This is a genomic window from Bacillus sp. SW14, from assembly GCF_047608225.1.
GTDB classification, from domain to species: domain Bacteria; phylum Bacillota; class Bacilli; order Bacillales; family Bacillaceae; genus Bacillus; species Bacillus subtilis_G.
On sequence record NZ_JBLKRW010000001.1, the window covers coordinates 2,199,846 to 2,222,697 of the forward strand.

22 protein-coding genes and 3 pseudogenes are annotated in these 22,852 nt (G+C 39.7%); 11 read left to right on the plus strand and 14 right to left on the minus strand.

Annotation, left to right across the window (positions count from 1 at the left end):
- Window positions 1–96: 96 nt before the first annotated feature.
- The 3 genes and pseudogenes from ACMX2I_RS11780 to ACMX2I_RS11790 all read right to left on the minus strand — a co-directional run.
- A complete protein-coding gene (locus ACMX2I_RS11780; RefSeq protein WP_414957030.1) occupies window positions 97–459 on the minus strand; it encodes a hypothetical protein in 363 nt (120 codons plus the stop codon).
- A 256-nt stretch (window positions 460–715) separates the two neighbouring features.
- On the minus strand, window positions 716–859 hold the full coding sequence (locus ACMX2I_RS11785) for a PhrK family phosphatase-inhibitory pheromone (RefSeq protein ID WP_414957031.1): 144 nt from the start codon (window positions 857–859) through the stop codon (window positions 716–718).
- Window positions 848–974, minus strand: a pseudogene (locus ACMX2I_RS11790) (aspartate phosphatase); the annotation flags it as partial. The gene ACMX2I_RS11785 and the pseudogene ACMX2I_RS11790, both read right to left, overlap by 12 nt.
- A 284-nt stretch (window positions 975–1,258) precedes the next feature.
- Between ACMX2I_RS11790 and ACMX2I_RS11795 the strand changes: the two are divergent.
- The 4 genes and pseudogenes from ACMX2I_RS11795 (at window position 1,259) to ACMX2I_RS11810 (ending at window position 4,808) form a co-directional block, all read left to right on the plus strand.
- Window positions 1,259–1,690, plus strand: a pseudogene (locus ACMX2I_RS11795) (DUF4944 domain-containing protein).
- Window positions 1,691–1,801: 111 nt separating this feature from the next.
- Window positions 1,802–2,077: a hypothetical protein gene (locus ACMX2I_RS11800; protein ID WP_414957032.1), complete on the plus strand. Its 276-nt coding sequence runs from the start codon at window positions 1,802–1,804 to the stop codon at window positions 2,075–2,077.
- Window positions 2,078–2,874: 797 nt separating this feature from the next.
- Window positions 2,875–3,591, plus strand: a complete 717-nt coding sequence (locus ACMX2I_RS11805) for an NPP1 family protein (protein WP_414957033.1) — start codon at window positions 2,875–2,877, stop codon at window positions 3,589–3,591.
- 443 nt (window positions 3,592–4,034) lie between these two features.
- Window positions 4,035–4,808: an acetoin reductase gene (locus ACMX2I_RS11810; RefSeq protein WP_414957035.1), complete on the plus strand. Its 774-nt coding sequence runs from the start codon at window positions 4,035–4,037 to the stop codon at window positions 4,806–4,808.
- Window positions 4,809–5,052: 244 nt separating this feature from the next.
- On the opposite strand, the gene ACMX2I_RS11815 is transcribed toward ACMX2I_RS11810, so the two are convergent.
- Window positions 5,053–6,090 carry a polysaccharide lyase family 1 protein gene (locus ACMX2I_RS11815; protein WP_414958329.1) on the minus strand — a complete coding sequence of 346 codons (1,038 nt, stop codon included), beginning with the start codon at window positions 6,088–6,090 and terminating at the stop codon, window positions 5,053–5,055.
- A gap of 171 nt (window positions 6,091–6,261) precedes the next feature.
- On the opposite strand from ACMX2I_RS11815, the gene ACMX2I_RS11820 reads away from it, so the two are divergent.
- Both ACMX2I_RS11820 and ACMX2I_RS11825 read left to right on the plus strand, forming a co-directional pair.
- On the plus strand, window positions 6,262–6,939 hold the full coding sequence (locus ACMX2I_RS11820) for a YoaK family protein (protein WP_087991886.1): 678 nt from the start codon (window positions 6,262–6,264) through the stop codon (window positions 6,937–6,939).
- A gap of 254 nt (window positions 6,940–7,193) precedes the next feature.
- Window positions 7,194–7,892, plus strand: a complete 699-nt coding sequence (locus tag ACMX2I_RS11825) for an expansin EXLX1 family cellulose-binding protein (protein WP_414957036.1) — start codon at window positions 7,194–7,196, stop codon at window positions 7,890–7,892.
- Window positions 7,893–7,949: 57 nt separating this feature from the next.
- On the opposite strand, the gene hpaB is transcribed toward ACMX2I_RS11825, so the two are convergent.
- Complete coding sequence (gene hpaB, locus ACMX2I_RS11830) at window positions 7,950–9,401, minus strand: 4-hydroxyphenylacetate 3-monooxygenase, oxygenase component (protein WP_414957037.1); 1,452 nt, start codon at window positions 9,399–9,401, stop codon at window positions 7,950–7,952.
- 324 nt (window positions 9,402–9,725) lie between these two features.
- Between hpaB and ACMX2I_RS11835 the strand changes: the two genes are divergently transcribed.
- The gene (locus ACMX2I_RS11835) at window positions 9,726–11,411 is read left to right on the plus strand and encodes a methyl-accepting chemotaxis protein (RefSeq protein WP_414957038.1); all 1,686 of its coding nucleotides are present in this window, start codon (window positions 9,726–9,728) and stop codon (window positions 11,409–11,411) included.
- A 138-nt stretch (window positions 11,412–11,549) separates the two neighbouring features.
- On the opposite strand, the gene ACMX2I_RS11840 is transcribed toward ACMX2I_RS11835, so the two are convergent.
- The 8 genes and pseudogenes from ACMX2I_RS11840 to ACMX2I_RS11875 form a co-directional block, all read right to left on the minus strand.
- Window positions 11,550–11,843: a YozQ family protein gene (locus tag ACMX2I_RS11840; protein WP_087991890.1), complete on the minus strand. Its 294-nt coding sequence runs from the start codon at window positions 11,841–11,843 to the stop codon at window positions 11,550–11,552.
- Between the two features lie 57 nt (window positions 11,844–11,900).
- Window positions 11,901–12,023, minus strand: coding sequence for a biofilm-forming protein (locus ACMX2I_RS11845; protein WP_087991891.1), 123 nt, complete (start codon window positions 12,021–12,023; stop codon window positions 11,901–11,903).
- Between the two features lie 467 nt (window positions 12,024–12,490).
- Window positions 12,491–12,784, minus strand: a complete 294-nt coding sequence (locus ACMX2I_RS11850; protein WP_414957039.1) for a hypothetical protein — start codon at window positions 12,782–12,784, stop codon at window positions 12,491–12,493.
- A gap of 103 nt (window positions 12,785–12,887) precedes the next feature.
- Window positions 12,888–14,930, minus strand: coding sequence for a molybdopterin oxidoreductase family protein (locus ACMX2I_RS11855; RefSeq protein WP_414957040.1), 2,043 nt, complete (start codon window positions 14,928–14,930; stop codon window positions 12,888–12,890).
- Window positions 14,931–15,275: 345 nt separating this feature from the next.
- Window positions 15,276–16,626, minus strand: a protein-coding gene (locus ACMX2I_RS11860) for an IS1182 family transposase (protein WP_414957041.1) whose coding sequence is annotated in 2 segments (ribosomal slippage) — window positions 15,276–16,221 and window positions 16,220–16,626 — 1,353 coding nt in all. Because the reading frame shifts where the segments join, the coding sequence is not laid out codon by codon here.
- 251 nt (window positions 16,627–16,877) lie between these two features.
- Window positions 16,878–17,411 (minus strand): GNAT family N-acetyltransferase, encoded by a 534-nt coding sequence (locus ACMX2I_RS11865; protein WP_414957042.1) that lies wholly within the window; start codon window positions 17,409–17,411, stop codon window positions 16,878–16,880.
- A 43-nt stretch (window positions 17,412–17,454) separates the two neighbouring features.
- Window positions 17,455–17,638, minus strand: a pseudogene (locus ACMX2I_RS11870) (hypothetical protein); the annotation flags it as partial.
- A 149-nt stretch (window positions 17,639–17,787) separates the two neighbouring features.
- Window positions 17,788–18,093, minus strand: coding sequence for a DUF948 domain-containing protein (locus tag ACMX2I_RS11875; RefSeq protein WP_087991898.1), 306 nt, complete (start codon window positions 18,091–18,093; stop codon window positions 17,788–17,790).
- Between the two features lie 150 nt (window positions 18,094–18,243).
- Between ACMX2I_RS11875 and ACMX2I_RS11880 the strand changes: the two genes are divergently transcribed.
- From ACMX2I_RS11880 to proB, 4 genes are all read left to right on the plus strand, one after another.
- A complete protein-coding gene (locus ACMX2I_RS11880; RefSeq protein WP_414957043.1) occupies window positions 18,244–18,960 on the plus strand; it encodes a 3-ketoacyl-ACP reductase in 717 nt (238 codons plus the stop codon).
- 300 nt (window positions 18,961–19,260) lie between these two features.
- Window positions 19,261–19,629 carry a replication termination protein gene (rtp, locus tag ACMX2I_RS11885; RefSeq protein ID WP_003220337.1) on the plus strand — a complete coding sequence of 123 codons (369 nt, stop codon included), beginning with the start codon at window positions 19,261–19,263 and terminating at the stop codon, window positions 19,627–19,629.
- A gap of 146 nt (window positions 19,630–19,775) precedes the next feature.
- Window positions 19,776–20,669, plus strand: a complete 894-nt coding sequence (gene proC, locus ACMX2I_RS11890) for a pyrroline-5-carboxylate reductase (RefSeq protein ID WP_414958330.1) — start codon at window positions 19,776–19,778, stop codon at window positions 20,667–20,669.
- The gene (gene proB, locus ACMX2I_RS11895) at window positions 20,666–21,781 is read left to right on the plus strand and encodes a glutamate 5-kinase (RefSeq protein ID WP_148961669.1); all 1,116 of its coding nucleotides are present in this window, start codon (window positions 20,666–20,668) and stop codon (window positions 21,779–21,781) included. Before proC ends, proB begins: the two co-directional genes overlap by 4 nt.
- Window positions 21,782–21,843: 62 nt before the next feature.
- Here the strand turns inward: proB and gltC are convergent, their stop codons facing one another.
- Window positions 21,844–22,746 (minus strand): glutamate biosynthesis transcriptional regulator GltC, encoded by a 903-nt coding sequence (gene gltC / locus ACMX2I_RS11900; RefSeq protein ID WP_087991902.1) that lies wholly within the window; start codon window positions 22,744–22,746, stop codon window positions 21,844–21,846.
- Window positions 22,747–22,852: the final 106 nt, after the last annotated feature.

The following is a 22,852-nucleotide window of genomic DNA, read 5'->3' on the forward strand; positions in this document are numbered from 1 at the left end:
TATTGAAATGAACAAGCAGTTGAATCACTTCCTGAGCATTTTAGCTTGACATTGTAAGACTGTTACACCTTTGAAAAACCAAAAAAAGCACCTCAGTTAATCATTAAAGCCGTTAATTTCAAAATTCTCTATGTCGAGATTTAGGTTTTTCAGTTGTTTCACCAGAACTTCGAATTTTAAACAATCACCATTTTTTAATTCTTCTGGAATATCTTCAGGATGAGCAATTTTCATCCCGGACTCAATCCATTGTTTGCGATACAATTGAAATGCAGCCTCAATTAAATGATCCGGAGTGACAATAAAGCCTAATCTTACATCATGGTCCTCACTGTAGCCAAACTCAAAATCGCAACATGGACAAATGTCAAACGTTTTTTGATACTCGCCTTTATACAAAGGATTTTGACTTAATCCTTTATATCCGCAAATTAAACATGAATATAATTTTTCTCTCAAATTAGTCCCTCTTTTATCTGTTGGAAATTCATGGTAACACCTTGCTATTTTGTGGTTCTGCTGATAAGAATTCATTGATCTAATTATATACTAATAGGTACTTATCATTGAATCATAAGGATAAAATAAGTATAAAAATTATTCAACAAGCTATTGTTAGCGAACTTAATGCTGCCTTAAGGTGTAGGAAGCTTGGAGTAATGGAAAAATAAAAAGCCCACTCTCATGAGGCGGGCTATATCGAATGCTCTTCTCCTTAACCTCCGACCGGCCTTTCAGCAACTTGGATGCTAGATGGTGAATCTGTACTCAATTGCGTTAAAGCTACCCCACTTAAAATCACAGTTAAAATAGATACGCAAAGCACTATTTTTTCATAAGATTCCCTCACCTGATTCATTTTCTGTTCAGCCCAAATCTTTTCATTGAAAAAGCTTGCAGCCTCTTCAAAAGCACCTATTGTTTCAAAACTTTTTGCGGCTACGTAAGGCTAATTCATCAACACTTTCACTCTCAAAATTCGATAATATCTCATAAAGTTATTATCATAGTCTTAGGGTTTAATGTAATAATTTTGAAGGTTATTGACTCAATGAAACAAAACATGCATTTAAAGCATGTTATAAGTTTTAATTTTCCTTTAATTTAAGTTTAAAAAGTTTAGAGCAACCCTCTGTTGGCTCACTTGCTCTTTTTAATTTTCTTTTCAGTAACATTTTGATCGCATTTTCCTACTAAAAGAATGAGGGAAGTGAGGAAAAACATGAGAAAAAAGAACAATAAAAAATGACTATTGCTAATGACTGTATTTTTGCTGATCTGCATCGTATCAATCTTTGTAATAATGTCAATAAAACAAAGTAAAATATGAGGGCAGCGGAAAAAGCGGAATATGGGTTTCTAACCTTGAAAAATCAGATAAAACTTCAATTGCTCCTAATTACTTTTTGAATTTGTACTGGCAGGGAAGTAAGAAGGACGAAAAAAGAACTGTTGTTGAAAAAATCACTTTATTTATAGATGGTAAAAAATATGATGACAGAGAAGATTATGATTTATCAGAGTATACAGGTGAAGAAATGCCTGATGGAGGGCACATGGAAGACCACATCGCTACCTTTGATTTTATGCCTGAAGAGGAAGTGAGGTAGTTAAAGTGGCGTGGAAGACCGGGGAGAAAAAACAAACAGAAGAAATGAAATTACATAAGAAATTATGGTATAAAAGATAGCCGACTTGATGAAGACGAGCAGCAATTCTCAATGTTCCAATCCTTGAATCACTAATGAGAATAGCTGTTTAAGGAGGGGGAAAATGAAATCATTACCTTTTTCTATCCAGTTTGACTGCTGTTGGAATCTCAATCTTTGGCCAATGGATAGGAGTTCTTGATGATTCTTATGCTGTTGGCAATGCTTGGTTTGCAGGTGTTTTAGCTGGATTAATTACACTTCTTATTTTGATTGACAGTCAAGTGATGACAAAAAGTTACATCATAATTGCAAGTACAATTTTAGGCACTCTGGGAGTAGGGTTTTTATATCTCTCAGCTGCAATCATCAACATTTTTATAAGTATTAAACTGGACAAGAAAAAGAAAGAAGAAGACCTTAATTGAAGATAGAGATTCCTTTATTTAATTTTTAGGAGGGGAAGTGTATGAATTTACCCACATGGGCTTATATCATAATGACAATCTTAGGTGCTGCCGGCGTCATTAGTTTAATGTGGTTCGGTTATTTTTCTGACAAATCCGAAAAATAATTAAGGAGTTTACTTAACACAATCAACTAGCAGTAAATGTTAAGTCGGGACTTTTGTTATTCGGGCTACTAACTTAAATGAAGGAAAAGCTAAAGAAGCTTTAGTTCAACGGCTTAATGAAAATGCCACGATGCTGACAACTGCCACAGAGAACAGAAGTGTTTTTCTGAGAAGTGTTAAGACGAAATAAGTTTTATTCAACACCTCTGATCTATGTATGAAGGGGTGTTTTTTGATTTTATAAAATGAGTGTGAGAGCAGTTTTTAGTAAAGAGCTGTTTATAGAATATACTAACTAATCTATGTACTAAATTTTCATCATAATAAAAATACATTGGCACTAAGTGATGAAACTCCTTCACAAAATCCTATTATAGAAGCTTACACTACATCATTCTGTGCTTCAAGAAGCTCAGGTGAATGATTTTTTAGGTGAGTTTACTAATGATGAAACCTGGGCTGGATACATGAAAATAAAAACCGAAATGTGTTCTTCAGGCTGCTTTGAAGGTAAAGAATGATGAATAATCGTATCGATTCTGTTTATTGATTTTAAGATTCTGTAAATTTGATTGAATGGGGATTTCACCATTGTATAATGACTTGGCAGTTTGGGTTTTATATAACTAATGCGATAAGGAGGAAAGTGAAATGAAGAAAATTGCGTTTGCTGTTTTGATGTCATTTCTCGTTTTTATCAGCTTAGTTCCAACAATTGATGCTGCTGTCATTGATCATGACAAAGTAGTAGGTTTCGATGAAGTTGCCCCAACTACTATTTCTCAAAAAGCCGAAAAAAAGTTCCAGCCGTATTTGAAGGTTTATAGCGGCTGTGTACCCTTTCCGGCAGTAGATGCACAAGGCAATACAAGTGGCGGGTTACAGCCGACTGGAGCGCCTGAAGGAGATTGCAGCAAACATACCGGACAAGTTTATTCACGTTCAACTTGGTACAATGGCGTGTGGGCAATCATGTATTCTTGGTATTTTCCAAAAGATGAGGCTTCTCCAAGGTTGGGGCATAGACATGACTGGGAAGGAATTGTAGTTTGGGTCGACAATCCGTCTAATCAAAATCCAAAAGTTTTATCTATCGCATACTCCGGGCACGGAAAATTCACGAATGTTCAGCCAAATGAAAGAAATATGAAGGATACACATCCGTTAATTGCATACGACAGCACATGGCCCTTAAACCATGAATTGCATATTAGTGATCAAGTAGGGGGCACTCAGCCATTAATTGGGTGGGAAAACTTAACACCGGCAGCGAGGAATGCTTTGAATACAACGGATTTCGGTAAAGCGAATGTCCCTTTTAATGATCCTAATTTCATGAATCATTTAGAAAAGGCATGGTTTAGATAAATTCATAATGTATCATGCTGGATTAGTCAGTAGATAAATACGGCATTTTCATAACAAGATGCAGGAATAGATTATAAAGACTTATTGTTAAAGCTTATATTGGTGAAAATTGTGGGGATGGGAAAGTTAAAGATTTATACGGTTATCAGTTGATGAGTTGTGCGAATTCTAATAAAAGATTGAATGTAAAGGCCGGTTTGAAAACTTGGCCTTTTTGTAATGAGTTGAAGTCTCAAGAATACAATGAACAAGCAAAAAAGAAAGTGTCTCTGGCATGGACAACCGGAACCAAATCACAAGGCAATGTGGGTTTGAAATTATAACAGCAATTTCTACATATAGAAACTGTTTTTTTGTATCAGCCCTTTAAATGATGCGGAGAGTTATTGATTTGTTAAAATAAAGATATAGTCACGTTAACTTATTGCGAAAGGGGAATGTTTATGTCCAAGACAGCGATAGTTACAGGTTCAGCAGGCGGATTAGGGAGAGGCATCGCAGAAAGACTATGTAAAGATGGTTTTCGTGTAGTGCTGCATGATATCAATGGAGCACTGCTGAATGAAACGGTTTCAGATTTCAAAGAGAAACACTTTCATGTGATTGGGGTTAGAGGGGATGTATCGAAGCGTGAAGACCAATTCAATTTGGTTAAAGAAGCAGCAGATCAGTTTGGCAGCTTAGATGTTTTTGTAAACAATGCGGGTATTGAAGCTGTTTCTCCATTTTTGGAAATCACAGAAGAACAACTGAATAGATTGTTTCAGGTTAACGTGAATGGAGTTGTCTTTGGCACTCAAGCAGCTGCTGATCAGTTCATGAAACAAAAAACAAAGGGGAAAGTCATTAACGCATGCAGTATAGCTGGTCACGAGTCATTTGAAATGCTGGGCACATATTCAGCGACGAAGCATGCGGTGAAGTCTTTTACACATACAGCTGCTAAAGAGCTGGCAAAGTATAAAATAACGGTGAATGCTTATTGCCCCGGAGTCGCAAAAACAAAAATGTGGGACAGAATTGATGAAGAAATGGTAAAACACAGTGATGACCTGCAGCCAGGGGAAGCTTTTGAAAAATTTTCTTCGGAAATAGCCCTGAAAAGATATCAAACCCCCGAGGATGTTGCTAATCTGGTATCGTTCTTAGCTTCAGATGCCTCTGATTACATTACCGGTCAAGCCATATTAACTGATGGCGGTCTAGTTTATAGATGATAAAAAACTAAATGATATGTAAATAGAAAACCGATTTTGAAACTTAGTATGATCCGATTCGATTTATTCTTTTTACTTGCGATAAACTGGTATAATAAGAAAATTGATTGAGAAGTGATTGTGAAAAAGACAATACACTTTTTGATAAGAATGGTTTGACCAGCTCTGGGCTTGATGAAGTGCAACAAGATCGGCCTATAAGTAAAAAAGAGGCTCGGCGTTTTTTACGCAGGCCTCTTTTGTGTCAGTAGCCAAATACCAGTGTTGTGCTCTGTGATCCGGCATATTTCGTGACAAATTCTTTTGTATACTGCGGCGTTTGGACACGGTAGCTATAGTTAGATCCGGGATTCCAGGAAGTCAGCGGAGAGGTTTGCTTGTTTAAAGACGGGTAGCTGCCTGTATCCTTGAAATAGCCAGTGCCCTTGTCATCGAGGATTCCGCCTTTTTCACTGCCTTTCCCAAAGTAGTTATATTCGGAATATATTTTTGCTTTTGTGGCAATGGTAATCGCTTGGTTAAAGTTGTTGCTGTAATTGTTTTTAACATGAAAGTATCCGTATCTCATGAGGCCCGGGCCTCTTACATACAAATTCTCAAAATAATTATTGGCGATTGTCATGTGGGGATAGCCGTCATATTGATGCTGTGAATCGTCAGGGTATCCCAAAATCAAACCGTATTTATGATTCGCGAATTTTGAGCTGCTGATCGTGATATAATCTGCTGATTTACCGATATACAGGAGCTTGTCCAAATCACTTCCGCTTGCGCTATAGCTGTGGCCCGAAAATGTGACATGGTCAATCCAATAGTTGATGCCGGAATCTAAATAAAGCTGAATATCATTATTTCCGTTAATCTGCGGACTGTGTTCAAACGTCAGATTTTGAAAAATGACGTTTCCAGAAGCAGATGAAGTTGTTAAATAAATATTTTTCAGCGTTTTTTTCGCGTAAGAGCCTACGAGTGTTTTATTTGAGCCAATGGTGACTGTTGTTTTCGAAGATGCGGAAAGATCATTCTGAAGAACTAAAATTTTCGGAGTTGATCCTCCTAGATGGTTTTTTAAATCATTAACGTTTTGAATGTAAACAATCTGGCCGTTTTTTCCGCCCGTTGTGCTCGCTTTAGAAATGCCTTTTTCATTTTTAGCATTTCCAGCAAATCCTAAAAGGCCATTCGTTGAGGTGTTTGGAAAATCGACAGCTCCAAACGCTTTTCCAGGCAAGAGAACCAAAAACAAACTAAACACGGCGAACCATAAACAAAATCGTTTCAGCATAATTTGCCCCTTTCAATTAATAAATTTCCTTGCGGAGATTATTATTACAGTTAATGGAATGGAATAATAGGTTCTATCTTCCTAATTAAAGCCGGGTTAATTCAAAATAAACAGATTTCGTTAAAAGACATACTTTCAATTGAAATAGAAGAAGGGATTGATACACCGTTGACTGCAGCAGCTTATCGAAACACCTTGCTTTCACTTTTATGTTTAACAGCTGGAATCGTGGATGTAATCGGGTATTTAAGTCTGGGGCATGTGTTTACAGCGAATATGACTGGAAATATTGTATTGTTGGGGTTAGCGATCGGCAAATCCCTTGAGGTCACAGTTTTTAATTCTTTGACTGCGCTAATCGGATTTATATGTGGCGTGATTATTTCAACACTGATGGTCGGAAAGGCAGAAAATACCCTGTGGCCTACTGCGGTGACAAAAGCGCTTGCGCTTGAAGCATTCATTTTGTTTGTCTTTGCTTGTCTTTCTTTTTATTCGGCTTTTGTTCCTGTATACATCCTTATTATTCTCATGAGCATATCGATGGGGATTCAAACAATAGCAGCTAAAAAGCTGGGGATCGCAGGTATTTCTTCAACTGTGTTGACCGGAACACTGGCTTCTCTTTTAGAGGATTTGTCCGGCCGTTTGTTTTTTAAGAAGCAGAAGAAGACATTTTTAAGAGATGCTGTGTTAAGAGCGCTGGCTATTATCTTATATTGTGTGGGGGCTATTATTGTAGCTTTCGCTGAGCCTGATTTTTATGACATCATTATTTGGGTTCCGATCGTGCTGATATTTGGCATCATGATGACAGCTAAGTTGAAACTGAGCGGGGAAAAATAACTTTTCCTCATACTGTTATCGACCCAAAAACGTGTTTCATGTCCTTTATTGCTATGTGAATAATAAGAAATTCGGCTGATGTGCATACTCATTCATTCGTATTGGTTTTTTCATAAAACGCTTCCTTTGATATAGGAATGATAGTGATTATGTATGAAAACCATCTATGAATCTATTTCCTCTTTCAAACCAGATGGATTGAGTCTTATAATGATAATGATTCTCATTTAAAGACTGGATTGAGGAGGTCATGTATGAAAAAGAAAATCAGTGCATTTGTTAGCGCAATTTTGTTGATGATCCTTTGTTTTCCCCCGCAAGCTTCGGCGGCATATGACGACCAGCATGAAGGCTATGCAACGTATACAGGGTCGGGTTATTCAGGAGGAGCTTTTCTGCTGGATCCCATTCCTTCCGATATGGAGATTGCTGCAATCAATCCGGCAGATCTCAATTACGGGGGAGTGAAAGCGGCACTCGCAGGATCTTATTTGGAAGTCGAGGGGCCAAAAGGAAAAACAATGGTCTACGTTACCGATCTGTATCCTGAAGGCGCTCAGGGAGCTCTTGATCTGTCACCTAATGCTTTCCGTAAAATCGGCAATATGAAAGATGGAAAAATCAATATCAAATGGCGTGTTGTCAAAGCCCCAATCACAGGGAATTTCACGTACAGGATCAAAGAAGGAAGCAGCAGGTGGTGGGCTGCAATCCAAGTCAGAAATCACAAGTATCCTGTTATGAAAATGGAATATGTTAAAGATGGAAAGTGGGTCAACATGGAAAAAATGGACTATAACCATTTTGTCAGTACCAATGTAGGGACAGGCTCTCTCAAAGTCAGAATGACGGACATCCGCGGAAAGGTTGTGAAAGACACCATTCCGAAGCTGCCTGAAAGCGGAACGTCCAATGCATATACAGTGCCGGGCCATGTACAGTTTCCTGAATGAAAAATACGAAACAGCGGACCTTTCCCGCTGTTTTTTCATTTTTAATATAAATAGTTATCAATCACCAGCATCTGCATATAAAAATTTTTTAATCATGTTTACTTGCTGTTGCATTGGATAACTGGTATACAGTCTGCTTGAAATCCGAATCGGATCTCCGAAAAAGTATCTTTCGTAGTGAGTTTGCCTTGTTCCGAATGAACTCATGGTTAAATCCCACGCCAAACGGAAAATTCTCACACGCTCTTCAGCATTTGCATTGGTTGCTTGGAGGTATTGGTCAAGATCTTCCCGTATCTCTGAGTTAAACGCATTTTCTGTCGGCAGTGTCACCATTCCGCTAGCGCCAATTAATTGAATGATTTCCGTTAATCGGGGATATAGAGTAGAAATGACCGTACTGACGACTTGAAGCGGGATCAAACTGGGACGCATATAGCCGCACTCATCTAACTTAGCGTCATTTTCTGATTTGTCAATGAGTGCTTTAATGGTTTCCACTCCCACAATGATCTCAGAGAGTTTTTCTTGTATATGCTGATATTCAGAAACATTAATCGTGTCGACCAGCATCTGCGCGACTCCTAATAGAAATTCAATTTTGATCATTTGCCTAATGGCAACCTGGTGAAAGGTAAAGGCATGAAAGGAGCTTTTTGTCATAAAATCTTTAGCTGCTTCCACATTATCATAAAAAAACACACGATCCCATGGCACTAACACGTGATCAAAAACAACGATTGAATCCATTTCTTCATATCTTGAGCTTAAGGGATGATTAAAGGCAGATTCGCTTACTACAAATGATTCTCGTGTGATGAATTTGAGGCCTTTTGTATTAGAGGGTATCGAAAAAGCATAAGCTTCATCTGTTTCAAAGAAAAATTTAGGTGCCGAAAAAACCAGAATTTCATCTGTTAACCCGCCTTGGGTTGCAAGAAGACGTGCGCCTTGTATAATTAAGCCTTTTTCAGTTCTATCGATAACTTTAGCAGATATCGGTTTTTCGCTGATCTCTAAATAAGACTGTGACCTGTTCACTTGGGGCGTAATGAAGGTATGGGTAAAGGAAAGATCATGCTTAGCAGCTTGCTTATACACGTCTAGTATATGTTCCGGAAAGCAATTCTCTTTACCTCTTAAAAGCTCTGCTGAAGATGCAAAGCTCATCATAACTGTATTCATGTAATCAGGACTTCTCCCCATCATCCCGTGAGTATGTCTGGCCCAATGTTCAATCATGTTCCTTCTTTTTCTCAAATCACTCTTGGTTTTAGGCTGAAGGTAAGAGAGGCCGATAGGATCATGTTCTCCAGGAAGGCAATAAGTCATTTCATTCATGACCTCATCCTTCGTTTGCAAATCATAAAGCGAGCTTTTCGTTCTGATGATCCCTTTAAATGCAGGATGATCGGAAATATGCCCCGCTATTTTTTCGCCATCATACCATACTTCGTTTTCTAGTTTATTCAATCGGTCAATGAATTCTTTTCCATTGATGATCCCCATTTGACGTTTCCTCCTTCAAATAGCTGTGTATTGTCATTATATTTTCGAAAGAACAGCCTGTTCAGTCTATTTGAAATCGGAAAAGCCTTTTTTAGTATGCCTTAATAAAAGCAGTGAAAAAGAACAATTTGAAATACCTAAGTAGACAAGGCAGCAGATGTCTCGCACGGTTTTTCTGCCATGTCCAGATATGCAAATAATTGGATTGTTCATCATGCTGATAGCACTATAAACTTTATTAAACCTGTCGATATTATTGACATGGGTGTAGTGAATTACACTTAAATGCTCGAACATTACATAGTGCAGAAAGGGAATCGACACATGAAAGTGAAAACAAAATTGCTGGGGATTATATCAATATTAGTTATTTCAATCATTGGAATTGGAGGCTCCTCAGTTTTTATGATTTCTTCTACTGTGAAAAAGAATGAAGAACTTAAAGACAAAATGGAATTCCAAAAAGAAATGAAACACATCCAATATCGATTGACCGGTTTATCAAATGATGAAAGAGGATTTCTGATTACCGGTGACAAAGAATATGACGAGGGAATGAAGGAAAAAGCAGACGATGTCTTAAAGAGCCTTGATCGGGTCAATGACTTGGTTGATGAAGAGAATGATCAATCAAATATGGAAGACATTAAGACAAGTTTCACTCAGTATAGAGCTTTAAATCAGCAAGTGGTAAAAGCCTACTCTTCGGATCCTAAAAAAGCGGAAACCATCCATTTTGAAGAAGAAAGAACGTTAAGAAAAGAAGTCCTAGATCCGGCTGTCGATAAGCTTTCTGATCATCTGGATCAAGAGGTCGAGGATTTAAAAGGTGAAATACGCGCCAATGGGGAAATGAGTCAATGGTTCATCGGCATTGTCACAGGGATATCAATTATGTTAGGCGTTGTTTTAAGTTTATTGCTGTTAAAGTCTATTATGGTGCCATTGAGAAGCATGAATAAGCAGCTGGAGGAAATTGCTCACGGAGACGCTGATTTAACTAAAAAAGTCATTGTGAAAAATAAAGACGAATTTGGTCAGCTTGCTCAATCTTTCAATTCTTTTACCCAATCATTAACACAAATTGTGAAGCAGATCAGCAGTTCATCTGAACAAGTTGCCGCATCTTCCGAAGAATTATCGGCAAGCGCGGAAGAATCAAAATCAACTTCTGAGCATATTTCCGGAGCCATGCAGATGGCTGCAGACAGCAATGTAAAACAAAGCTCAATGACAGAAAAAAGTGCGGAATCCATTAGTGAATTATTAGACAGTCTCTCATCTGTTGCTTCAAATACAGGTAACATAGCGGATCTTTCTTCTTCGATGAGAGATAAAGCTGAAATAGGGTCTAAATCCGTTAACAAAATGTTAGAGCAGATGAAGTTCATTGATACATCTGTAGATTCAGCCGGCAATGGTTTACAGGCATTGGTATCAAGCACAGCAGAAATCAGTGATATTTCTTCGCTTATCACAAATATATCCGAGCAGACAAATTTGTTGGCCTTGAATGCAGCGATCGAGGCGGCCAGAGCCGGAGAGCAAGGAAAAGGTTTTGCTGTGGTGGCCGAAGAAGTTCGGAAATTGGCCGATGAAACAAATAAATCTGCCAATCACATCCAATCGGTGGTAACAACCATCCAAAATGAATCAGTTGAAACGGTGAATAATATCAAGGTTGTTCAAAAAAATGTGAGCTCAGGTATTGTTCTTTCTCAAGAGACAACAGGGAATTTCAATGAAATATTGAACCTTGTGGAACAAGTCGCTTCGCAAATACAAGAAGTGGCAGCGGCAACTCAACAGCTTACATCGGGTGTTGAAGTGATTCAGCATACAGTTCATACATTGGCCGCTGGCACAAAGGAAACGTCAGCAAATACAGAAGCGGTTGCGAAGTCATCACAGGAACAGCTCAATTCAATGGAGGAAATCTCCTATGCTGCTGAATCTCTATCCCAGTTGGCGGAAGAACTTCAAACCGTCATTAATCGTTTTAAATATTAATTAGGTTGCATTTCTTTAAACCCCATCTTATTCGGTGGGGTTTTATGTTTATGGGGGAGCTGGGGATCGTCATTTTCATTGTGATTGTTTCTTCAAACGGAGCTGACTTGCTTTTTAAAGCTAGCTCCGTTTGAATGACTAGTCCAAATTTTGATCAATCGTTCCTTCAAAATAGTCATCACTGACTTGTTCATGAGTTTCAGCCAATCCTTTTTCCAATTGCGTGGTTCCTTTATAATCGGAAGGTTCGAAAAATCTTCCAGCAACTTCCGTGGTGTCATTTATGTTTTCTTTATTATGAGTGTGGTTTTCAGTTTTTACATTCTCTGTCTTATCACCTGCGTTTAAAGACTGCTGAAAATCATACTCCTTGTCTAATGAAGAATATCTTTTGTAGTCATCCGGTCTGTCTGCTCCATTTTTTTGCGTCACTTTACTCACTCCAGATTGTTGAAATTTTATCGTGTCATACGGGATTCATGCAAAAACTTATCTTGTTCTTTTAGGATCAGAACCATGTTTTTTAGGATCATCTGCTTTAAAAGCTGTCTCAGTCTCATGGTCATTTCTTATTTGTTCAATACTTGAATTTTGAATTCCTTTTTTACTCATAGGTTTCACTCCTTTACGAAAAGTGTTGAATATCAACTCTTCTTATTCTGTCAGTTAGGCAGGTATTCATTCGCTTTATTTTGTTGATTGGCAAACCTATCGTATTATTTCATATGGGTAAACATCATTTTTGAACTCTTTCGTTAGTACATTTGCGGATTTGAAACGGCTGTCACTTGTTTAGATGAGTGCATCCTTATCATAAAGGGGAGAAATCGAAGAGGGTATATGCTTTAATATGTAAAATTTATAAAAAATAAATTTGTGTTTGAAAAAGCGAACAGATTGAAGCATTTGTCTGCCTAATGGAGCTCAAAACAGATATGGATTGAAACATTCAGCCAAAACCGCAAAATTGAATACAACGTTTGGTCTTAAGGCAATCATCATGTACTTGATAAGTTTACTTAAAATAAAAGTCACTGAGAAGAGCGTCTCTAATGAATACGCTCTTCGCGGACTTTGCTTTATTCACCCTGATGTTTCTCAACTAATGTGAATGTCCATTCTTTTAACAGATGTTTTTGCACATACTTTTTTCCGTTTACTTCAATGTAAGGCAGGTCTGTCATGTCTCCGGCTAACTGTTTTGCCTCTGCTGTCGTTATTCCTAAAAAATATCCGATGTAATAGTAAATATCTCGTTCTTTTATAAGCAAGGTATCACTTTTTTCAGATGCTTTTGAATGGTTCATTTGCTTTAAGCCTTCACCGATAAAATATCCAGCCAAAGCAATACCGATTCCTAAAAAAACGTCCATATGCATGCCTCCATTATGTCGATGTTAGGTTATACGAGCTGAGCATACGCCAGGTTTCATTTTTAAACCAAAAAACCGCCAGAATGTGCTCTGACGGTTTCTTTTAAGCCTTTTCTATTTGTACGCGGCCTGAAAAAAAGGTTGCGCCGCCGCCCATATCGGATAAGCGGTCTGGGGTAAGCGCGTTGACGAGTTGTTTTTTTCCCGGTTCATCCGCCCATAACCCTTGGCTGACTACGACACCTGGCAGCACTTGTTCTCCGACTGCAGCAGCCAGTTCACATTCTCCCCGGCTGTTCCAAATTCGTACAGGGTCTCCATCAACGATTCCGTATTTTTCAGCATCAGTTGTGTTAATAAAGAGCTTTGGCGTCTTTTCAAGCTTGATGTGCTTTGCATTGTTGGAAAACGTTGAGTTTAAGAAATTATGGTTTGGCCCCGGAACATACATAAACGGATGTTCGTCATCGCTTGCAAGAGACGTATGTGTCGGTAAAGCCGGGAAACCGTCTTGCACCATTTTTTCTGAATATAATTCTATTTTTCCGCTTGGAGTCGGAAGTTCGGATGGAAACAGCGGCTTTTCGCGTTTCGCTTTCATAAATGAATGCTTACTTAGTGAATCGTAATCAATCTCCGCCAAATGCGGATTATCTGGATGGTCAAGCGCCTGACGGATTAATTCTTCATCGGAATCTTTGAGCTCCTGGTCTGTGAATCCCATTGCTTCAGCCAGTAATCGGAACACCTCAGTATTTGATTTGCTTTCTCCATATCTCTCAATCACCGGCTGCTGAAGCTGAATGTAATGATGCCAGTAGGAAGTATAAAAATCAGTATTTTCAAAAGCTGATGTCGCAGGCAGTACAATGTCCGCATATGCAGCCGTTTCCGTCAAAAACAAATCATGAACCACAGTAAACAAGTCTTCCCGCAGCAAGCCCTGTCTGACTTTGTTCGCTTCCGGCGCGACAACGGCAGGATTCGTCCCGTAAATAAAAAGAGAGCGAATAGGCGGATCTGGTTCCAAAAGCACTTTGCCAAGCTGATTCATATTAAACGATCTCGGCGTTCGCCCTTTCAGTAAATCAGGCCGCTGCAAGGCATTCGTGTTATATTCTAAAATGCCGCTGTTATGTTTTATTGCGCCGCCCCCTGTGTGGAGCCATTGGCCGGTGATCGCCGGAAGACAGGCAATCGTCCTTACAATCATCCCGCCGTTATCATGATGCTGGAGTCCGTTTCCGATTCTGATAAAAGAAGGGGAGGTTTCGCCGTACATTCTTGACAGCTGGTATATATCGTCGGTGCTGATACCGGTGATCAGCGATACCTTTTCCGGATCATACTGTTTCACGTGTTCACGGAGCTCTTCATAGCCGACCGTGTATTCAGACAAAAACGCTTCATCATGAAGGTTTTCTTTAAATAAAATGTGCATGATGCCAAGGGCCAGTGCGCTGTCGGTTCCGGGTTTTATAGGAATAAACCAATCTGCGAGACGCCCTGTTTGATTTTTATGCACATCAATCACGACAATTTTGGCCCCTTGTTTTCGAGCTTTTTGGGCAATTGTGATTTGGTGCATGTTTGTGCTGACCGCGTTGATTCCCCAAAAAATAAATAGTTTCGTATGAATGGTTTCCTCGGGATCGGTTCCCGCACCTATACCCATTGTATATTTATAGCCCTCAGATCCCGCTTTGCTGCAAATCGTCCGTTCAAGCTGGCTTGAGCCCAGACGATAAAAGAAGCGGCGGTCCATTCCTTCAGCTGTTAATTTGCCCATATTTCCGTAAAAGCTGTAAGGAAGTATGCTTTCAGCTCCCTCTTTATCAATCAGCTGTTTCCAGCGTGAGGTGATGGTATCGATCGCCTCCTCCCAAGAAATCGGTTCAAATGTTGCCCCGCCTTTCGCACCTGTTCGTTTGAGCGGTGTCGTCAGCCGCTTTTCATCATAGATGCGCTCCGTCATGTTTCGAACTTTGTTGCATATGTTTCCGGCGGTCACAGGATGATCGGGATCACCTTGCACTTTCACAATTTTTCCGTCTTTTTTATGTATTAACAATCCGCACTGATCCGGGCAGTCCAGCGAGCAAACCGATTTGAAAATGCCGTTTTGTTGTGTGGCGAAAGATTTCATGGCCCAGTTCCTCTCTTAGATATTTTGTAAGAATTATAACATTTTGGATGATAACGTCAATTCTGAAAAATGTGATTGACATCCAATCTGAGACTTCTTTATCATACACGAATTCTTCATTCTGAAGTGGTCAGCTGTGTTTTGTTTCCTTGGAGGTTTTATTACAAGAAAAAGGGTCAATAAAGGAATTTATGAATAGGGGAGAAAGAACAAGAAATGCATAGGAAGCTATGCATTTCTTCAGCTTGTAGAGAAAACGATGTTTTTTCTACAAGCTTTTTTGTTTTGTAGTATTTCTTTAGATATTCAGCTGATTTCAAAAGCAGAAAAAGAGCTCCCACATACCTAGCCCTGCTTGGCTAGGTATGTGGCAATCTTCTTCATGTTCTGGCATGCCGCTGTGAGGAGAACTTGTTCACTCACATTCCGTTTTCCCCTCAACCTGCAATAGCGAAGCCCATGCAGCTGTTTTGAATCTGCAAAGCTTCGCTCTATTTTTTCTTTTCTTTTTTTATAGAGTGTTTTCCCTGAAACAGACAAACGATTTTGTCTGACCTTTTCTTTGTGGTCCTCCCATACATGCCGGGTGATGACCTTCTGGCGGTTCTTTGATCTTGTGCATTGCTTAAGTAATGGGCATGCGGAACAGGTTTCAGGATTTGATTTATATGACCGGTAGCCTTTTCGGTCAGTTGTTGAGTATGTAAGTACCTGCTGGTTCGGGCAAATGTAACTGTCTTTTTCACTGTCATAATGAAACTTCCATTTTGGAAACAAGCCCCTAGTAGGGTGATATCGTCTATGGGCAATAACGCCAAAAATATGGCGGTCGGCTAATCCTTTACAGATCGGAGTCGTTAAATAACCAGAATCAAGAGCGACGGCTTCTACTTCAAAATTAAATCGTGCAATTTGGTGATCTAATCGGTCAAGGTAAGGCACAGAATCATGGATATTTCCAGACGTGACATAGGCGTCGGTGATAATGTTATGTTTCATATCCGTTGTTCGGTGATCTAAGTAAAAGAAACCCTCCGGTTTGTTTTCACGATACATATATCCACTTTCCGGATCAGTGGTACTGTGGCGGATCTCTTTTTCAGCTTTCACCTCCTCTTTGGCCGGTAATGGCTTTTTTCCGTGCTCCTCCCGATCTTCTTGGATGGCTTCATTTAAATCTTTGATATAGCTTTGTGTATCCTGTTCAATCGTTTTTCTTGTGTATTTGTGCTTGTTGGCATTGGCTTTCAGATGAGTTGAATCGGTGAAAAGGACACGTCCGCCCACCATCATGATTGATGGCCTGAAGAACGATCTCATCAAAAATGTCTTGGAAAATAGTTGTATCTTTAAAGCGTGTGCGTCTGTTCCAGCTGATGGTGGAGTGGTGCGGAACTGGGTCATTGATATTCAGTCCCAAAAACCATCTATACGCCATATTGTAGTAAATTTCTTTTTCAAGCTGCCTTTCTGAACGGATGCCGTAGAGGTATCCGATAAACATCATTTTGAATAAAATCAGCGGATCGAGTGAGGGGCGGCCTTTGTTTTCGCTGTAGTAGGGCTTAACCTTTTCAATGATAAAAGAGAAGTCAATGTGTTTATCAATTTTTCGAAGCAAATGATCCTCTTCGACGAGTTGGTCAAGCAGAACAAATTCGGCAGCGCTTTGAGAAGAATTTCTTGTGTGAAACATAAGAAAGACACCGTCCTTTTTAGTCTTTCTTTTATTTTATTACAGGAGAATGGATATTTTAAGGAAAAAATAAAGGCTGTCGAGATTTTCTCGACAGCCTGAAGAAATGCATAGGAAGCTATGCATTTCTTTGTTTTTTGTTAAAATCCGGAAGGTAGTGATCGAGAATTAAGGTGTCATAACTTGTGCAGGTCATGAATCGGACATTTTAAAGAGAAGAGAATGTAAATTCAGATCAAGAGAATGTCCGTTCATTCGCTTGATTTTAAAATAGAATATACATTTGTATCATAAGGGATTCCATTTTGATACATGTACTGTCTTAAGACGCCTTCTTTTTCGAATCCCATTTTTAAGAGCAGTCGATTTGATGCTTCATTTTGGGTAAATACAACTGCGCTAATCCGCGTCAGGCCAAGGCAAGCAAACCCGTAGGATACAGCCTCTGAAATAGCTTCTGATGCAAATCCGTTTCGCCAATGCGCCGGGATGATTTCATAACCGATCTCTGCACGCCTATGCTTTTTAGCCAAAGCGTGAAAGCCGATTGTTCCGATCAATTCTTTGGTGTCTCTTCTTTCCATTCCCCACCGTATACCGCGTTTTTCTTGATAAAGAGCGGCAAACGTTTGAACCATTGAAGTAGCCTCTTCTATAGATTCCATGTTTTCAAGTCCGTAATAGCGTGTCACTCCATGGTTTGAAAAACAAGCAAAAATGGCTTTTGCATCTTGATCTGTGATTTGCCTAAGTGTAAGCCGATCCGTTTCTAACACAGGAAACATTCAACCACTCCCCAAGTTTGTGTTTTTGTTTATCATATCCCTTTTATTTCCTCTTTTCTATAATGAATTCAAAACTGAGGAAGCAAAGGAATGAATTTGTCTTTTTAATTGCTCTTTGTTTTTGCTAAACTGTTTCAAACGATGGCCGTTCACGCCTGATGGATGGGAGAAGCCATGAAGGCAGAAAATAAAAAGTTCCGGAGGCTGTGCTGGGTGAGCAGTAAGTCAATCGGACTTTGTAAGAGAAGGAGGAAGAGTATGGAGTTTCTCTGTGAACGCTTCTAATCAGCTGCGGTTTACAATCATGTGTAAGCCTCCTCAAAAAAATGATATCCCATTGTCCATTCTGATCGTAACAACGGGATACCATTCATCTTTATCTGTTATTAAAATGTCGTGCCTGCCACACCTCTTTGACTGCTTGAGGAACTTCTTTCACTTCAGCTGCTGTCTGCTGAAAGGCGTTTTTTTTCATTTGGACATCCTGCTGAATCTTCTTTTGTTTTTGTGTCAGCAGCTGCGCCTCGATTTTTAATCCATTGACTTGTCTTTGCATAGCGTGCGTAACAGAGGTGAGCTCCTTTAGTGCAGGATCTATTTTTTTCTTGTTTTGAATCACATTAATCCCTAAGAAAATGATAGAAATAGCTAATACTGCGAGACTGATATAAACAATAACCATATGTTCACTCCTTTTCTTATGTCATTACCCTAATTTCGCTTTTTTAATCAAAAGACATCATATTTGCTCAGTACGTTTGATTTGCGTATTGGATCTTTTGTACTTATAATGTGGAATCGTACATATGTAAACAAAGAAAGGGTGCTTCAATTGCAAAGTTTACAAAATAAAACTGCTCTTATCACGGGCGGAGGCAGAGGAATCGGCCGCGCTACAGCTCTTGCGCTTGCGAAAGAAGGCGTGAATATCGGGTTAATCGGCCGGACTGCCGAAAATGTTGAAAAAGTGGCAGAAGAAGTCAAAGCGCTTGGTGTAAAAGCTGCATTTGCCGCTGCGGATGTAAAAGATGCAGAGCAGGTTAGCCATGCTGTAGCTCAAGTGAAGGAACAGCTCGGTGATATCGATATCCTCATTAATAACGCCGGAATCAGCAAATTTGGCGGCTTCTTAGATCTGTCAGCTGATGAGTGGGAAAATATTATACAAGTCAACCTGATGGGTGTGTACCATGTCACTCGTGCGGTGCTTCCGGAAATGATCGAACGCAAAGCCGGAGACATCATTAATATTTCGTCTACAGCGGGCCAAAGAGGAGCAGCTGTGACAAGTGCTTACAGCGCTTCTAAATTTGCGGTTCTCGGATTAACAGAGTCTCTTATGCAAGAAGTGAGAAAGCATAATATCAGAGTGAGCGCGTTAACACCAAGCACTGTCGCTAGTGATATGTCTATTGAATTGAATTTAACAGACGGTAATCCTGAAAAGGTGATGCAGCCAGAGGATCTTGCTGAATACATGGTGGCACAATTGAAATTAGATCCGCGAATTTTTATTAAAACAGCTGGATTATGGTCAACTAATCCGTAAAAATGTGAAGCTTGTCTTTCGACAGGCTTTTTTTGTTTGATATCATCCGCGTTAATAAATGGTTAACGGTAAAGTCGTTTTATTCATTTTAATTTGATGGTACCAGTGAAAATCTGTTATAATAGAACTAAAAAAACTATGTACTAAATATTCATATAAATTTGTTAGTCCACTCCACTTATAAACACTATATATAAGATTTCTGCAATACCAGTCTTTAATATAAAGAAGGAAAACAAAAGAATAAATTGAATATTTAGTACATCGTATTTTCAGTGACAGAAGAAGGGAGTGCCTATGATGAAAGAGGAAAAAAGGAGTTCAACAGGCTTTTTAGTCAAACAGCGTGCATTTTTGAAACTATATATGATCACAATGACAGAGCAAGAGAGACTTTACGGCTTAAAGCTGCTTGAAGTGCTTCGGTCTGAATTTAAAGAGATTGGTTTTAAGCCAAATCATACAGAAGTTTACCGGTCTTTGCACGAGCTTCTTGATGACGGGATATTAAAGCAGATCAAAGTAAAAAAAGAAGGGGCTAAGCTCCAAGAAGTCGTCCTCTATCAATTTAAAGATTACGAAGCTGCCAAACTATATAAAAAACAGCTGAAAGTTGAGCTGGATCGCTGTAAAAAATTGATTGAAAAAGCGCTCTCAGATAACTTTTAAGATAAACAAACACCCGGCTAAGCAGTGTCCATTGGGTGTTTTTGCTTTACAGTATACATATTTGTCGAAAAGAAACAATACAAATCAATGATGACCTTCTTACTTGACAACATTTCCTCACGTGGTAACATTTTAAACGTGTGAAAATGCGAACAAAAAAGCGAACAAAGGAGATGTTACCGATCTTTGATCAAAAAAAAGTAGCCTTTATAGGAGCAGGATCTATGGCGGAAGGAATGATATCAGGTATCGTTCGTGCCAACAAAATCCCGAAACAGAACATCTGCGTTACAAACCGCAGCAATACAGAGCGATTAGCTGAACTTGAACTTCAATATGGAATCAAAGGCGCTGCACCGAATGAATTATGTATTGAAGATATGGATGTGCTCGTGTTGGCAATGAAGCCAAAAGACGCCGAAAGCGCTCTGTCATCACTAAAATCACGTATTCAACCCCATCAATTAATATTGTCGGTCCTTGCCGGCATAACCACCTCTTTTATTGAACAATCATTGCTTAATCAACAGCCGGTTGTCAGAGTGATGCCCAATACATCCAGTATGATCGGCGCTTCTGCAACGGCCCTTGCGCTTGGCGAGCATGTGACAGGAGACCTGAAAATCCTGGCCGAATCATTGCTCGGATGCATGGGTGAAGTCTATACAATCGAAGAAGATCAAATGGACATATTCACCGGAATTGCCGGCAGCGGCCCCGCGTATTTTTATTATTTAATGGAATTCATTGAGAAGGCAGGCGAGGAAGCGGGCCTTGATAAACAGTTATCACGAAGCATCGGCGCACAGACGCTTTTGGGTGCCGCAAAAATGCTCATGGAAACAGGAGAACAGCCTGAGGTCTTAAGAGACAATATCACGTCGCCGAACGGAACGACAGCTGCCGGGCTGCAAGCCTTGAAACAGAGCGGCGGCGGAGAAGCGATTTCTCAAGCGATTAAACATGCGGCTGAGCGATCAAAGGAAATAAGCGACAATATCGAAAAAACAGCGGCCCCGCTGTCAGGAGTGGTAAAGTGACGGCTGATATAAACATGAAAAGAGTCGTTGTGAAGATTGGAAGCAGTTCATTAACAAGTCTTCATGGAGAAATCAGCATTCGGAAATTAGAAGCATTGGTCGACCAGGTCGTCAAATTAAAAGACGCCGGCTATGAAGTCATTTTGGTTTCGTCAGGAGCAGTGGCGGCGGGATATCGAAAACTCGGATTTATCCAAAGACCCGAGAAGCTTCCCGAAAAACAAGCATCGGCTTCAATCGGGCAGGGCCTGCTGATGGAAGCATATTCAAAGCTGTTTTTGGCGCATGGTTATGTTGCATCCCAAATTTTAATTACGAGAAGCGATTTTTCTGATGAATATCGATATAATAATGTCCGGAATACAATGAATGTACTGCTTGAACGCGGCATCATCCCGATTATAAACGAAAATGATACAGTTACCGTCAATCGGCTCAAGTTTGGCGACAATGATACGCTTGCAGCAAAAGTCGCGGGATTAATCGATGCGGATATGCTTGTGATTTTATCAGATATCGACGGATTATATGACGGCAATCCGCGCACAAATCCAGAAGCGAAAAGGATGAAGCTGGTGAATGAGATAACGCCTGATATCGAAGCATGCGCAGGTGACACTGGAAGCGACGTCGGTACCGGCGGCATGCGCTCCAAGCTTGATGCGTTTAAAATTGTAATGGCATCCGGCATTAAAGGATTTCTTGGTCAGGCAGATGCTGATGATATTTTATATCAAGCCGTTCATGAAGAGGCGGAAGGCACTTATTTTGAAGCTGAGGGAACGCTTCCGTTGAATCGTAAGGAGCAGTGGATCGCTTTTAATTCCGGTCCTGAAGGTGAAATGATTTTATCAGATGATTATTCACGAAAAATAACAAACGGGCAATCGAGTTTATATCTGGACGGTGTACAGGAGATTAAAGGAAAATTCAAAAACGGATCAGTTGTCAGGCTGATGGATTCGCAAGGGGCAGAAATCGGGCTCGGAATCGTCAATTATTCTTCTGTACAGCTTCAAGAACCCGACAAGAAAAAAGAGCTGATGAACAAAGCGGTCATTGATCAGGAAGCATTTGTGTGCCATGTTGATTTATCTTTGCCTGTCTATTAATTAAAAACATTTACCAAAGCAAAAAAACCCGAAGCTTCTTTATCGAAGCTCGGGTTGATTTTTTATTGATACTGCTCCAGCTTAGAGAAGAATTGAATAACAAACTCATAAAAGTCATTCGCAGACGGCGCAAGTTCTCTGTTTTTCGGTTTAATAATCCCGACAGTCCGTTTCACTTGAGGGAACTCAATTGGAATCTTCACAGTAAAACGAGGTGTCGTTTCAGCAAATGTGCTTTCCGGCAGGAGAGTAACGCCCATTCCAGCGGAAACCAATCCCTTGATAGCATCCAAATCCTCACCCTCCGTAGAAACAAGAGGAGCAAAGCCGGCTTGTTTGCAAGCATCAATCGCCATTTTTCTAAGCACAAATCCTTCCGGGAACAATACAAATTGGTCGTTTCGTAAATCGATTAACTGAACCGTTTTTTGTTTGGCAAGCGGATGATTTAATGGAACAAGCGCGTAAATTTTTTCTGTGAATAAAATGTTTCCTGTTATGTCAGGAAAATTCGTCGGCACCGGCCCTAATAAGGCCAAATCAATATCGCGGTTTCTGACAGCTTCAATCAGAAACTTATAGGAGCCTTGGCGCAGCAAAAATTCGACGTGCGGATATTCTTCTTTAAATGCTGAAATGACAGTCGGCAAAAGCTGGCTCGCGAGGCTTGTAGGAAAACCGATCTTTACCGTTCCGCGATGCGGGTCGAGATACTCATCAATTTGTTCTTTCGCATATTCGATGGCTTTCATCGCCGTTTTCACATGAATCAAAAATTCTTTTCCGATTGGCGTGAGTTTGATATTTCTCCCTTCACGCTCAAATAAAGTCACATTTAATTCTTCTTCAAGATTTGCAATTTGTCTGCTGATTGCTGATTGGGCCACATGCAAATGATCAGCGGCTTCTGAAACGTGTTCTCTTTCAGCCACCTCCGTAAAATAACGCAGTTGGCGCAGCTCCATGTTTATCTCACATCCATCTATCTCATTTTGAGATTCTTTTGATCTAAATTATATATTGTTTATATCGTTTTGAAAACCTACAATGATTATAGAGTGTTAGATTTTA